The sequence below is a fragment of the Collinsella sp. TF05-9AC genome (assembly GCF_003438495.1).
In the GTDB taxonomy this organism is placed as follows: domain Bacteria; phylum Actinomycetota; class Coriobacteriia; order Coriobacteriales; family Coriobacteriaceae; genus Collinsella.
This window is the reverse complement of sequence record NZ_QSSH01000005.1, coordinates 19,245-33,169: the sequence shown is the minus strand read 5'-3', so window position 1 is coordinate 33,169 and position 13,925 is coordinate 19,245. Positions and strand designations below refer to the sequence as shown.

10 protein-coding genes are annotated in these 13,925 nt (G+C 62.8%); 1 reads left to right on the top strand and 9 read right to left on the bottom strand.

The window, feature by feature from the left end; all coding sequences use genetic code 11:
- Positions 1-91 precede the first annotated feature (91 nt).
- From dnaG to rimP, 8 genes are all read right to left on the bottom strand, one after another.
- Positions 92-2,200: a DNA primase gene (dnaG, locus tag DXC52_RS02505; protein ID WP_117746007.1), complete on the bottom strand. Its 2,109-nt coding sequence runs from the start codon at positions 2,198-2,200 to the stop codon at positions 92-94.
- A complete protein-coding gene (gene ribF / locus DXC52_RS02500; protein WP_233504744.1) occupies positions 2,193-3,200 on the bottom strand; it encodes a riboflavin biosynthesis protein RibF in 1,008 nt (335 codons plus the stop codon). The genes dnaG and ribF overlap by 8 nt, the downstream gene beginning before the upstream one ends.
- Positions 3,197-4,129: a tRNA pseudouridine(55) synthase TruB gene (truB, locus tag DXC52_RS02495; RefSeq protein ID WP_117746006.1), complete on the bottom strand. Its 933-nt coding sequence runs from the start codon at positions 4,127-4,129 to the stop codon at positions 3,197-3,199. Before truB ends, ribF begins: the two co-directional genes overlap by 4 nt.
- A gap of 15 nt (positions 4,130-4,144) precedes the next feature.
- Entirely contained in the window at positions 4,145-5,188 is a 1,044-nt protein-coding gene (locus tag DXC52_RS02490) for a bifunctional oligoribonuclease/PAP phosphatase NrnA (protein ID WP_117746005.1), read from the bottom strand.
- Positions 5,181-5,591, bottom strand: a complete 411-nt coding sequence (gene rbfA, locus DXC52_RS02485) for a 30S ribosome-binding factor RbfA (protein WP_006234038.1) — start codon at positions 5,589-5,591, stop codon at positions 5,181-5,183. The genes DXC52_RS02490 and rbfA overlap by 8 nt, the downstream gene beginning before the upstream one ends.
- Before the next feature lie 11 nt (positions 5,592-5,602).
- A complete protein-coding gene (gene infB / locus DXC52_RS02480; RefSeq protein ID WP_006234040.1) occupies positions 5,603-8,317 on the bottom strand; it encodes a translation initiation factor IF-2 in 2,715 nt (904 codons plus the stop codon).
- 91 nt (positions 8,318-8,408) lie between these two features.
- A complete protein-coding gene (nusA, locus tag DXC52_RS02475) occupies positions 8,409-9,656 on the bottom strand; it encodes a transcription termination factor NusA (protein WP_117746004.1) in 1,248 nt (415 codons plus the stop codon).
- A 1-nt stretch (position 9,657) separates the two neighbouring features.
- Positions 9,658-10,152, bottom strand: coding sequence for a ribosome maturation factor RimP (gene rimP / locus DXC52_RS02470; protein WP_117746003.1), 495 nt, complete (start codon positions 10,150-10,152; stop codon positions 9,658-9,660).
- A gap of 367 nt (positions 10,153-10,519) precedes the next feature.
- On the opposite strand from rimP, the gene DXC52_RS02465 reads away from it, so the two are divergent.
- Entirely contained in the window at positions 10,520-11,092 is a 573-nt protein-coding gene (locus DXC52_RS02465; RefSeq protein ID WP_117746002.1) for a hypothetical protein, read from the top strand.
- Positions 11,093-11,196: 104 nt separating this feature from the next.
- Here DXC52_RS02465 and leuS read toward each other — a convergent pair whose 3' ends face one another.
- The gene (gene leuS, locus DXC52_RS02460; protein ID WP_117746001.1) at positions 11,197-13,773 is read right to left on the bottom strand and encodes a leucine--tRNA ligase; all 2,577 of its coding nucleotides are present in this window, start codon (positions 13,771-13,773) and stop codon (positions 11,197-11,199) included.
- Between the last annotated feature and the right edge of the window lie 152 nt (positions 13,774-13,925).

Here is a 13,925-nt window from a genome sequence, read left to right as displayed (position 1 = left end):
CACAGGACTCAATACTTTAGCACACACATTGACGTCTATACCCAAAAAGAGGACTGGATATAGGCGAGAATACGCTGGTTGACCACAACATCTAGGCTTGTTCGGTGCCCGCGGCCTCCAGGCCGATCAAACGGAACGGGTCCGCCACGCCGCCGATCGACTTTTGCAGTTCGCGTTGACGCTGCGAATCCTGCGCGGCCTGAACGGTCAGCGCGCGACGGGCCTCATCATCGAGGGAACGGTCCTGGCGCAGCTTGGCCTGTGCAGCACGCATGCGGCGCTTGATGGTGTAGAGCTCGAGCGTATCGAGCATAAACACGATGTTCGTCTCGGTGGGGTGCTTGCTCGTCGCCGAGATGCGCCCGGCGCTCACAAGCGTTGCCGCATCGGGACACACCGAGCGCGCCGCATCCATGCAGGCTGCAGGATCGGTTCCCGGCGGCGTTGCCAGAACGGCCCACGCGATGGACTCGTGACGTGAGTCAACCCACTCGATGGAGCAGATGCGGTCGGCATACGTGCGGAACAGGTCGGGATAGCTCGTGAGCATGGTCAGCAGCTCGCGCTCCCCTGCCAAGGACTTGCGCTCCAGATCGGTAAGAACCATCGGCGCCGCCGCAGCCGGTGCGCCCAAACCATCAGCCACAGGCACAGCGCCCACACCATCGGGCACATCGATTGGCGGCAAGTCGTCAACGACCTCCACTGGTGCAGCGCCATAGGCATCGAGCGGGACGCAGTCGTACGGTTCTTCCTCGACCGGCGCCGCTACGGCCGGAGTCGCGCCCGAAGCCCAAGCACCACGAGATGTCCCCTGCGAACCAGACGCCCGACCGCCCGCGCTACCGGACCGCTCAGCCTGTGCCCGCTGGCGCTCATAGTTCTGCTCACGACGTCGTTCCGCATCCTCGCGCTTGGCGACATCGCGAAACACACGGCCCGAGCTCGCACGCACCGTCTCCAGATCCAAACCCAGCAGATCGGCAATCTGGATAAAGTACGTATCGATCATATAGCTATCGCGCAGCGGATAGATGAGCGTGAGAGCGTCCTCCAGCGCCTTGGCGCGACCGCCCGGCGTGGTGATATCGCTCGACTCCTGCAGCGAACGGTACACGAAGTCCATGAGCGGCTCGGCAGCGTCGATGCGCGCCTGCAGTGCCTCACCACCATGCGCCGTGATGAACTCCATGGGATCGTTACCGTCGGGCAGCACCACGCAGCGCAGGTCCATAGAATCCTGCTCGATAAACTGAATCGCACGGCGAGCAGCCTTTTGACCGGCGGCATCGCCGTCAAACATATACACGATGCGCTTGGCAAAACGAGTGAGCGTCTTGACGTGATGCTCCGTGAGCGCGGTGCCCAGCGTAGCGACAACGTTTTTAATCCCCGCCTCCCAACAGGCGATGCAGTCGGTATAGCCCTCCACCACGATGGCAGTATCCTGCGCGACGATAAACTCCTTGGCCCAATTAAAACCGTAGAGGTTTCGTTTTTTATGAAACACGCTCGTCTCGGCGGTATTGAGGTACTTAGGCTGGCCGTCGCCCATAATACGACCGCCAAAGGCAATATTGTGACCCTGCTCGTCAAAGATGGGAAACATCACGCGGTCGTAAAAGCGGTCGGCAAGCTGCCCGCGCCCGCGGCTTACGGCAACGTTGGCATCGATCATCTCCTGCGGGGTAAAACCCGCCTGGGACAGGTGCGACACCAGCGCGTTACGGCCCGGTGCAAAGCCCAGGCAGTAGCGGCGGCAGACGTCGCCACCCATGCCGCGGCTGGCAAAGTACTCGCGCGGACGGCCGTCCTTACCGCGCATAAGCATGGTGTGGTAGAACTGGGCGGTCTCGGCGCACAAATCGTAGATGCGGGCACGCTTGGTGCCGCGCTCGCGGCGATCTCCGGTGTCATGCAGCTCAATACCCGCGCGATCGGCCAAATAACGGATTGACTCGGGAAAGCTCAGGTTCTCGCGCTTCATGATATACGTGAAGACGTCGCCACCCTCGCCGCAGCCAAAGCAATGCCACACCTGCGTGGCGGGAATAATGTGGAAGGACGGCGTCTTTTCGCCATGGAAGGGGCAGCATCCCCAAAACTCATGGCCGCGGGGCTTGAGCTCGACCGTTTCCTGCACGATGGCAACCAGGTCAGACGCAGCGCGTACCTGGTCTTTTTCCTCATCGCTAATCACGGATGCTCACCCCCTGCTTGCCCAAGTTGTGACGAATGTCCTCGATATTACCCTCGACGGTCGCGATCAACTCATCCAGCGAATCGAACACGCGCGACGGACGCAGCCAACGCGTAAACGCCAGCGAAACAGAAGAGCCGTACAGGTCGCCCGTATAACCAATTAAATTAGCCTCGAGATGCGCCGAAGCGACATCGTCGGCATACGTCGGCGGCAGTCCGACGTTCACGGCAGCGGGCCACGCGGTGTCATCGACCAGCACCAGACCCTCATACACGCCATCGGCAGGCACCTGAATACCGTCGGGAACCTGCAGGTTTGCCGTGGGAAAGCCCATGCCAGAACCCTCGTGACGGCCGCGAATAACACCGCCACGCACCATATACGGACGGCCGAGTAACTCAGCAGCAAGCTCCACATGGCCCTGTCCCAGCTCATGACGAATGCAGGTGGCGCAAATGGCCTCACCGCCCTCGCAAAGCAGGTCGTGACCATACACGTCAACGCCGTGCTCGGAACCCCAGGAGCGCATCTCGGCAACACCAGAAGCACCGCCACGACCCAGCCTAAAGTCACTGCCAACGCGAATCGATCGAATGTCGACCAGGCGCGACACCAGCGAGAGAAAATCAACATGGTCAAGCGCCGCAACCTCAGGCGTAAAGGGAACGGCCACCACCGCATCGACTCCGGTTTGAGCCAAGGCATGCAGACGGTCGGCCGTCGTCATCAATTTTTGAGCGGGCGAAGGGCTCACCACAACGTCCGGGTCGGGATCGAAGGTAACCACGACCGCCTTACAGCCATGGGCACGGGCATCACGGACAAGCGCTTCGATGAGTTCCTGGTGTCCACGGTGAACGCCGTCGAACACGCCAATGGCGATTGAAGCGGCACCCAAGTGCTCACACTCATCAAACGTATCGGCAGCAACGATGCGAGCCTCGTCCGACTCGCCCGCGAAAAAGACACGCGCGAGCTCGCGAGCGGACAACATCATCGAACACCGCCGATTGCCTGCGGAAACACGTGCTCCATGACAAAGCGGCCGCCCTCAATGCGGGCGAGCGCCTTGAGTCCCCCATCGAGCACCAACGCAAACGGCGCCTTCGAGGAATCGAAATCGGCAAGCGCACGCTCAACGGGAATGCGTCGGCCGCAGAGCAGGTCGTCGGCAAGATTGCCCGGCAAGTCAACACGTGTGGCGCCCAGGGCCGCAATGGGATCCAGGGCAAAGCCAGCCGCGGACTCGGGAGAAAGCTCCTCGGCCGCATGACAAGCGCCAATGGAAACAACACCGGAAGCCGTGCGGCGCAGCGCGGAAATATGCGCGGCGCTATCGCAAGCGCGGCCCAGGTCGCGAGCGAGCGCACGAATATAGGTGCCCTTGCTCACCGAGAACGCCACGGTCCACACACACGTATCACCTTCGCCGCCCACGGCGATCAGGTCGGCGGCATAGACCTCGACGGGGCGCGGAGGTAGGTCCACCGCATTGCCCTCGCGAGCAGACTTGTAGGCGCGAACGCCATTGACCGAGATAGCAGAAAACGCCGGCGGCACCTGCATCTGCGGGCCCAGCATGGCGGCCAAGCGCTCACGAGCATAGGCAGGATCGCGGAGCTCGTTGGCAACAGCCACCGTGCGGACCGCCTCGCCCTCCGCATCATCGGTATTGGTCTCGGCGCCAAACGAAATATCGGCGACGTAGCTTTTGGTATCGAGCGTGAGCATGCCCAGCAGACGGGTGGCCTGGCCCACACCCACCACCATGACGCCAGATGCCATGGGGTCGAGCGTGCCGGCATGGCCGACACGCCGCTCATGGAGGGCGCGTCGGCATTGCGAGACCACATCGTGGGACGTGCAGCCCACCGGCTTATCGACGGCGAGCAGCATATTCAGTTGAGAAGGCGTACGACGAGCCATGTACCATCCAAAAAGTTAAAGCTCGACGGTCACCGAAGCGGGATCCTCCCCCACCAGCTCGGCCAGCATGGGAAGTGCCACGGCGAGCGTCTCGCGAATCGTTCCGTTGTTGGAAAAGCCGGCGGCGGCATGATGCCCGCCACCGCCAAAGTTGGCAGCAATCTCGGACACATCGAGGTCGCCCTTGGAGCGCAGGTTGCCACGCACCTTGGTATCGCCCTCAATGCCCTTTAAGAACATGCAGACCTCGACGCCCATCACCGAACGCACCACATCGACCAGGCCGTCGCACTCGTCCGAGGTGACGCCGCAGGCCTCAAGGTCACTCTGGTACGCGTAGCTATACGCGACGCGCCCGTGGGCCACTGTCTTGATGCGGCCCATAACGATGGACTTGAGGTGCAAAAACTCAACGCGCATGCTCTGATATACCTCGAGTGCCACTCGCGCCGGATCGGCACCGTGGGCAACCAGGCGCGAGGCCGCATGGAACGCGGCGGCATCGGCGTTTTGGTACTGAAAACGGCCGGTATCGGTAACCAAGCCACACAGCAGGCAGGTCGCAACGCCATCACGTGCGACAATGCCGCAATTGTCCAAGAAACGGTCGATGATCATGGCGCAGGCCGCGGCATCGACGCGCCTCAGACTCAGCTCGGCAAACTCCTCGCGCGCCGGATGATGATCGAAGCACACCACATGCTTGGAGCGACGAAGCACCTCGGCGGAATTATTGAGGCGCTCGACGACCGGTACGTCCACCGAGATGAACAGGTCAGGATTGCCGGCGTACGCAGATGCCGGCACCAGACGGTCGGAGCCTTCCATAAAGCGGTAAATGCGCGGAACCGGGTCATCGTCTGCCAGCAGAAGCGCAATGTCCTTGTTGGGGAAAAACTTCATGAGCGAAAGGCCCAGACCCAATACGGAGCCCAAGGCATCGCCATCGGGAGAAGTATGTCCCGAAATCGCAATGGAGGACGCACCCTCGATGAGCTCGAGGATGCGTCGCTGAATATCTGCAGACTCGCACGAGGCGAGGTCGGCGGAATTAGTCATCTAAAGCTGCCTCCTGGGCGGCATCCGCTATCGGATAGCCGTCCTCGTCTTTTTCGATCGCAAGCGTGGCGGGAACGTTTTCCAGCGCACGCGTGATGCGCTCGGCCTCATCGGTCGAGCGATCGATACGAAAATCGAGCTCGGGCGTAACACGCCAATCGAGCGAGCGAGCCAACAGGCTGCGAATACGGCCCTTAGCGCTTGCGAGCGCCTCCATGACCTCGTCGTATCGGCTCGCATCGCACGACACGTACACGCGCGCGAACGAACGGTCCACCGCGACCTCGACCGCAGTCAAAGTAACGAGGTCGAGACGCGGATCGGAAACCTCAAAGAGCAGGATATAACCGAGCTTCTCGCGAAGCTGCTCGCCCAGACGGCGGGTTGCCTGCGTTTGCTTCATAGCGCTACCCCCTACTCGGTACGGGCAACCTGGTCGATGCGGTAACCCTCGATCTGGTCGCCGGGCTTGATGTCCTGGAAGTTCTCCAGGCCAATGCCGCCCTCGGAACCGCTCTTGAGGCTCTTGGCCTCGTCCTTGTAGTGGCGCATCGAGGCGATCTTGCCGTTGAAGACCACGATGCCGTCGCGCACCAGGCGCACGGAATCGGTCGCGGCGATCTCGCCCTCCTCGACGCGGACACCGGCGGCGATACCGACTTTGGGCACCTTGAAGGTGTCCAGGACGGTCGCGGTACCCGTGGCGACCTCGACCTCGGTGGGCTTCAGCATGCCGATACGGGCGGCGTCGAGCTCCTCGAGGCACTTGTAGATGACGTCGTAGCAACGGATCTCGACGCCCTCGCGCTCGGCGGCGGAGCGGGCCTTACCGTCGGGACGGACGCCAAAGCCGATGATGATGGCGTTGGAGGCGTCGGCCAGGACGACGTCGGTCTCGTTGATGGCGCCAACGGCGGAGTGGATCGTGTTGATGCGAACCTCGGACTGATCCATCTTGTCGAGTGAGTCCTGAAGAGCCTCGATGGAGCCCTGGACGTCGGCCTTGATAATCAGGTTGAGCTCCTTGACCTCGGCGTCGGCGATGGTCTCGAAGAGGTTCTCGAGCGTGACGTGCTTGACGCGGCTCTGCTCCTCGATACGGGCCTTCAGCGAACGCTCGTCGGCCAGGGCACGAGCCTCGCGCTCGTCCTCGAACACGCGGAACTCGTCACCGGCGTTGGGCACGGACTGCAGGCCCAGGATCTCGACGGCGTCGGAGGGACCGGCCTCGGTGACGGCGCGACCCTTGGGGTCGAGCATGGCGCGGACGCGGCCGTAGGTAAGGCCGGCGACCAGCGTATCGCCCACGTGCAAGGTACCGCGGGTCACGAGCACGGTAGCGACCGAGCCGCGGCCCTTGTCGAGCTTGGCCTCGAGGACGTTGCCGGAGGCAAAGGTGTCCGGGTTGGCCTTGAGCTCGAGCACGTCGGCCTGGAGCAGCACAGTCTCCAGAAGGTCGTCGATACCGATCTTCTGCTTAGCCGAGATGTTGACGAACATGTTCTGTCCGCCCCACTCCTCGGGGATGACGCCGTACTCGGTGAGCTCCTGGCGCACGCGATCGGGGTTGGCGCCCGGCTTATCGATCTTGTTGACGGCGACGACGATGGGTACGCCGGCGGCCTTGGCGTGGTTGATCGACTCGACGGTCTGGGGCATGACGCCGTCGTCGGCGGCGACAATCAGGATGACGATGTCGGTCACCTTGGCGCCACGGGCACGCATGGCCGTAAAGGTAGCGTGACCCGGAGTATCGATGAAGGTGATCTTGCGGTCGTTGATCATGACCTGCGAAGCGCCGATGGCCTGCGTAATGCCGCCAGCCTCGCCGGCAGCAACGCCGGTGTGACGGATGGCGTCGAGCAGCGACGTCTTGCCGTGGTCGACGTGGCCCATGACGGTGACGACCGGGGCGCGCGGCTTAAGGTCGGCGGGATCGTCGTAGAACGAGAAGGTGTTCTCCTCCTCGGGGGTGATGATCTTGATCTGACGGCCCAGGTCGTCGGCAACGAGCTCGACAAGGTCGTCGGACATGGACTGCGTCATGGTGAGCGGCGTACCAAGCAGGAACAGGCGCTTGATGATGTCGTTGGCCGGAACGTCGAGCGCCTCGGCAAGCTCCTGGACGGTAACGCCCTGGGAGACCTTGATGGCGTCGAGGTCCTCGGGGTTCACGCCCTGGGCCAGCGCCTCCTCTATCTTGCGCTCCTCCTGCGCCTTGGCAGCCTCGCGCTCGCGCTTCTCCTTGCGCTTCTTGCGGCGACCGGTGGACTCGCGAGAGGCCTCCTCGACGGCGGCACGAGCCTCCTCGAGCACCTTCTCGCGGCTGTACTCCTCGGCCTCGCGAGCCATGCGGCTGTAGTGGTCCTCTTCGTTGTTGTGACCGCCCTTGCGCTTCTTGCCCTTGCCCTGCTTGTCGGGGTTGGGGAAGTCCATGCCGGCAGCGACGTTGTTGCTGGCGTTGGTACGATGGCTGTGCGGACGGCTCTCGGAGGCGTTGCGCTCGGAGTTGTTGTCTGAGGCGTTGCGATCGTTACGACGGCCACCGCGGCGGTCGTTGTTGCCGCCACGACGGTTACCGCGCTCGGCGGCGCGCTCGGCCTTGGCCTTGTCTTCGGCGTCCTTCTTCTCCTTGAGCACGGTCTCCTGTGCGGCGATCTGGTCGAGCAGCGAACGGAAACGCGAACCGGAGTCGGAAGCGGGAACGGCGCGGCGCTGGGCCTCGCGGGCAGCCTCCTCCTTCTCGCGGGCAAGGCGCTCCTGCTCGGCCTTCTTCTTGGCCTCGGCCTCGGCGCGGGCAGCCTCCTCGGCAGCCTGGGCTGCGGCAAACTGGCGACGCTCCTCCTCGCGGGCCTTCTCGGCGGCGATGCGCTCGCGCTCGGCCTCGGCGGCGCGAGCGGCCTCCTCGGCGGCAGCTGCCTGCTCCTCGGCCTGCTTGGCGGCCTCGACTTCCTGGGCGCGGGCCTCGATCACCGAGGCGAGCTGCTTGCGGACCATGGCGACATAAGCGTCCTCCAAGGTGGAGGAAGCGGACTTAGCGGGAATCTTCATATCGGCGAGATGACCCATCAGTTCCTTGGAGGTCATGCCGAACTCTTTGGCCAGGGTGGACACACGGACTTTTGCCATATGACTTCACCTACCCTTTCTGGCACCTTGGGTGCCTAGAGACTGAACGAGCGTGGGAGACGCGCCGGGACCCGCCCGGCGCGACCGCGCGCTAGATCAGGTCCTCCGCATCATCGAAGGCGTCGGTGTCGTGGACACCGCAGAAACGGGAGCCGGGACGAGCCTGGTTGCGGCACTGGATGCCGTCCTCGGACACGAACTCGCAGCGGCGGACGTCCTCGTCCTCCTCGTCACCGATCAGGTCGGCGGCGGGCTCCTCGTGAACGGGAACGTTCTTGAGGATGTCGGCGGCAAGGGTCTCGGACTTGATGTCGATGTGCCAGCCGGTCAGGCGCGCGGCGAGGCGGGCGTTCTGGCCCTCCTTGCCGATGGCGAGGGACAGCTGGTCGTCGGGCACGATGACACCGGCGTAAGCCTTCTCCTCGTCGATGAGGACGCGGGTGACCTTGGCAGGCGAAAGGGCGTTGGCAACGTAGACGGCAGGATCGGCATCCCACAGGATGACGTCGACGCGCTCGCCACGGAGCTCGCCCACGACAGCGCGAACACGGCTGCCCTTGGGGCCGACGCAGGCGCCCACGGGATCCAGACGGTCGTCGAGCGAGTGGACGGCGACCTTGGAGCGCTGGCCGGACTCGCGGGCGATCGACTTGATCTGGACGGTGCCCTCATAGATCTCGGGCACCTCCTGCTCAAACAGACGACGCATGAGCTCGGGGTGGGTACGGGAGATGACAATCGGCGGACGGCTGTGCTCGCCACGAACCGGCTGCAGGTTGGAGTTGGGGTCGCGAACGTCGATGATCACGGCCTTGATGTGCTGGTTGTGCAGGTAGCGCTCGCCCATCGGACGCTCGTTGCGCTCGTTCTCGTAACGACGCTGATCGAAGTGCGGCAGCTCGGCCTCGACGCCCTCGCGAATCTTGACGATCGTGAAGTCGGGCGTGGACTGCAGCACGGTACCGCTGATGAGGTCACCGATGCGGCCGGAGAACTCCTCGTAGATCTGCTCGCGGGCGGAGTTGCGCACGATGGCGTTGATCTCGGCCTTGGCGTGCTGGGCGGCGATGCGGCTCGTGTTCTTGGGGGTAACGTCGATCTCCTCGAACTCGGTGAAGTTGCCCTCCTCGTCCATGGAATCGTCAATCGGCTCCAGACGGTAGACGTAGATCTTGCCGGTGGTGCGGTCGATGGTCACCTTGGCGCCCCACTCAAGATGCAGGATCTCGGCATAGCTCTTGGCGAGCGACTGCTCCAGGCGGTCGATCAGGTAGAGCTGGTCGATGTGCTTCTCCTGGCAAAGCTCCATCAGGGCGGACATCATGTCGGATGCTGCCATCTTACTTTCCTTCCTTCGCGGGCTTGAAGTCGTAGGTGGGCTTCAACTTGCACTTTTTAACATCAGAGAAATCGAGGGTAACGGACTCGCCGTCCTCGAGCTCGAGGGTAACGTTCGCCTCGGTGGCGGCGGCAATCTTGCCGGCGTACTTGCGACGGCCCTCGGTGGCGGTGGAGGTGAGCTCGCAGTTCTCGCCCACAAAGCGGGCAAAGTCGCACGGGCGGCGCAGCGGGCGCGCCATACCCGGGCTCGACACCTCGAGCGTATAGCTCGAAGAGATGGGGTCGAGCTCCTCAATCACATCGCCGACCCACTTGGTGTTGGCCGTGACGTCGTTGAGCGAAAGACTCTGACCCTCGGCACCCTCGATACGCACGCGCACGCAGGGGGCCTTGGTGGCACCCACGAGCTCGACGTCGACGATGTCGATATCGTGCTGGGGAGCGACGGCCTCGAGCGCGTCGATAATCGCCTGCTCGGTCTTGGTCTTGATCATTGCGGCACCTCCATCCATACAAAAAAGAAGCGGGGCCGAAACCCCACTTCTTTCAATTACAACTTCATTTGCAAGCAAACTATACCAATAGCTGCGGAAACGTGCAAGCACAACGCAAACTTGCAGATGAGTGCAAGCACAGGTTCTCCACAAGAAACGGATAATTGGGCGAGAACCCCCATATGGCGCTCCCCAAAAGGGCCAAAACGGGCCAAACGTCCCAACCCGCCAAGCGAATCGGGCCCTATGGGCATTCCGCTCTTGGGTGCACATCGGCCAGACTACAGCTAGGGACATTCTGCAGCAAAAGGCCGGCCGCGCGCATTGGCCGCACAACCTTCCAAAACCCTACGGCAAGGAGGCACCCATGAAACGTCTCGGCACCCTCTGCACGACCGCGCTCGCCATCGCAGTCTGCTCGTTCGCCCTGATGGGATGCAGCAATATCGATGGCAAAACCGGGCCATCTGAGCCGACTCCCGGAAGCACCGAAGCTGCCGAGGAAACGACGCCACAGGGTAGCTTCGATAAAATCAACGAAGACGAAATCGATCCCCAGGGCCTGGGTCCCGATTCCCAAGAACAGCTCCCCATCGACCTTGAGGTAGACGATAACGTCCATGTAACCTGCGTGGGTAAGGACACCGACGGCTACGGCGACGCCGCGCTCGTCTTTACGGTGACCAACAACACCGGTGCCGACATGATGTTTGGCGATGTGGACTCCTATGCCTACGTCAACGGCGTGGTCCGCGATGTGCGCATGCGCCAGCAGGTCGCAGCGGGCGAGGAAACGCGCGCCATGCTCACCTTTGTGGGCACCTTTGACGATCCGGACTTTGATGTGAACAAAGACCCCAACGACATCTACCTCAACATCTGGATGTTCGAAGAGGCAACGGGCAACGTTTACTTTAGGGACCTGGTACACATCCCGTAGAAGACGGTGCGGCGCAATGATTAAGCAGGGCATACAACACAAAACGAGGGACGACCCAACCGGGCCGTCCCTCGTTTATTGCATGTCAGCTTTGCGCGCAGTGCTTACTTGACCACCAGGTTGACCAGCTTGCCGGGAACGCAGATGGCCTTGACGACCGTCTTGCCCTCGAGCCACTTGGCGACGGCGGCCTCGGCGGCAGCCTGCATTTCCTCGTTGGAGGCATCGCGGGCCACGTCGATGCGGCCACGGACCTTGCCGAGTACCTGGACGACGATCTGCACCGTGTCCTCGATGGACTCGGCCAGGTCGAACTCGGGCCAGGCGGCGGTGTAAGCGTTGCCCTCGCAGCCGAGCGCCTCGTGCCACAGCTCGTCGGCCCAGAACGGGCAGATGGGCGCCAGGACGCTCACGATGTCCTTGGCCACGCCGTAGCACAGGGCCTTGTCGCGGTCAGCACCCTCGGTGGCGTTGAGGTAGGCGCTCGCCGCGTTGACGAGCTCCATGACGGCCGAGATCGCGGTGTTGAACTGGCCGCGATCGAAGTCCTCGGTGCACTTGGCGATGGTGCGGTGACGCTCACGGTAGAGCTTCATCGCAACCTCGTCGAGCACGGACTTGTCGAAGGCCACGTTGGCGTCACCCGACTGGACGAGCTGCCACACGATACGCCAGGCGCGCTTGATAAAGCGGTTGGCGCCCTCGACGGCCTTGGGATCCCAGTCGAAGTCCTTCTCGGGCGGGGCGATAAACAGGATCGCCAGACGCATGGTGTCGGCGCCGTAGGGCTCGATAACCGAACTCGGGGGCACGACGTTGCCTTTGGACTTGGACATGGTGTCGCCGTTCTCGTCCTTGACCATGCCCTGGCACAGCAGGTTGGTGAAGGGCTCGTCAACACTCAGCAGACCCAGGTCGCGCAGCGCCTTGGTAAAGAAGCGGCTGTAGAGCAGGTGCAGAATGGCGTGCTCGATGCCACCGATGTAGTTATCGACGGGCATCCAACGGTCGGCTGCCTCGCGGGAGAAGGGCAGCTCGGTGTTGTGCGGGTCGGTATAGCGCAGGTAATACCAGCTGGAGCAGGTGAACGTGTCCATGGTATCGGTCTCGCGCTTAGCCGGGCGGCCGCAGACCGGGCAGGTGGTCTCGTAGAAGTCCTTGCACTCGGCGAGGGTCTCGCCGGCGCCCAGGTCCAGGTTCTCGGGCAGCGTCACCGGCAGCTGATCCTCAGGCACGGGCACGATGCCGCAGTGCTCGCAGTGGATGGCCGGGATGGGGTTGCCCCAATAGCGTTGACGGCTGATGAGCCAGTCGCGCAGGCGGAACTCGACCTTGCGACGGCCGCAGCCCATGGCCTCGAGGTCGGCCACGATGGCAGCCTCGCCCTCGGAGTGCTTACCGCCGCGCATGCCGGTGTACTTGCCGGACTGGACAAGCGTGCCCTCGGCAGCGTGGGCGCAATCCCAGTCGACGGTCTCGGCATGGAAGGTATCGATGGTCTCGCCGGTGGCCTCGACGGCAGCGCGATCGTCATCGTCCAGGATGATCGGCACGATCGGCAGGTCGTACTTGCGGGCAAACTCAAAGTCGCGCTGGTCACCACAGGGAACGGCCATGACGGCGCCGGTTCCATAGTCGGCAACGACATAATCGGCAACCCACACGGGGACCTTCTCGCCGTTGACGGGGTTTACCACGTAGCGGCCGGTAAAGGCACCGTGCTTCTCGAGGGTGCCCTGGGCACGCTCGACGGCAGAGATATGCTTGGAGTCCTCGACGATCTTGGTGACGGCCTCCTCATACTCCGTGCCCTCGACGAGCTCGTGCAGACGAGCGTACTCGGGAGCCAGGACAAAAAAGGAGACGCCAAAGAGGGTGTCGGCACGCGTGGTAAAGACGGTGATCTTGCCCTCGTCGCCCTCAATGGGCTCGCCATCCTGGTCGCACAGGGTAAAGTCGACCTCGGCACCCTCGGAGCGACCGATCCAGTTGGCCTGCATCTGCTTGACGCGCTCGGGCCAGCCGGGGAGCTTCTCCAGGTCGTCGAGCAGCTCCTGGGAGTACTCGGTGATCTTGAAGTACCACTGCTCAAGGTCGCGCTTCTCGGGCTCGGTGCCGCAGCGCCAGCACTTGCCCTCGGTGACCTGCTCGTTGGCCAGAACGGTCTTGCAGTTAGGACACCAGTTGACCGGGTTCTTTTTGCGGTAGACCAGGCCCTTTTCCCACAGCTTCTCAAAGATCCACTGACCCCAGCGGTAGTAGTCGGGGCTGCAGGTCTTGACCATGCGATCCAGATCGTAGGAGAAGCCCATGCGCTTCATCGTGGCGAGCGCCTGGTCCATGTTCTTATACGTCCAGGCGGCAGCTTGCGTGTTGTGCTTGATGGCGGCGTTCTCGGCAGGCAGGCCAAAGGCGTCAAAGCCGATGGGGTGCAGCACGTCGTAGCCGCGCATGCGGGCCTGACGGGCCATGGCATCGCCGATGGTATAGTTGCGAGCGTGGCCCATGTGCAGGTCGCCCGACGGATACGGGAACATCTCGAGCACGTACTTCTTGGGCTTGCTGTCGTCGGTGTCGACGGCAAAGAGGTTGGAGTCCTCCCAGGCCTTCATCCACCGGGACTCAATGGCCTGCGCGTCGTAGGCAGGAATCTCGTCCTTATGATCTGTGCAATCGCACATATCAGCTCCTTTGTTATCTCGGTTGGGGCGGGGCGTTCTTACCTTTGCTCGCTGCTGCGGACAGTCCTGCGCAAGACGAAGAGCACATTTAGTGCTCTTCTTTGCGTGCGGAACTTGCGGCGAGCAAAGGTAAGAACGCCCCGCCACATCGT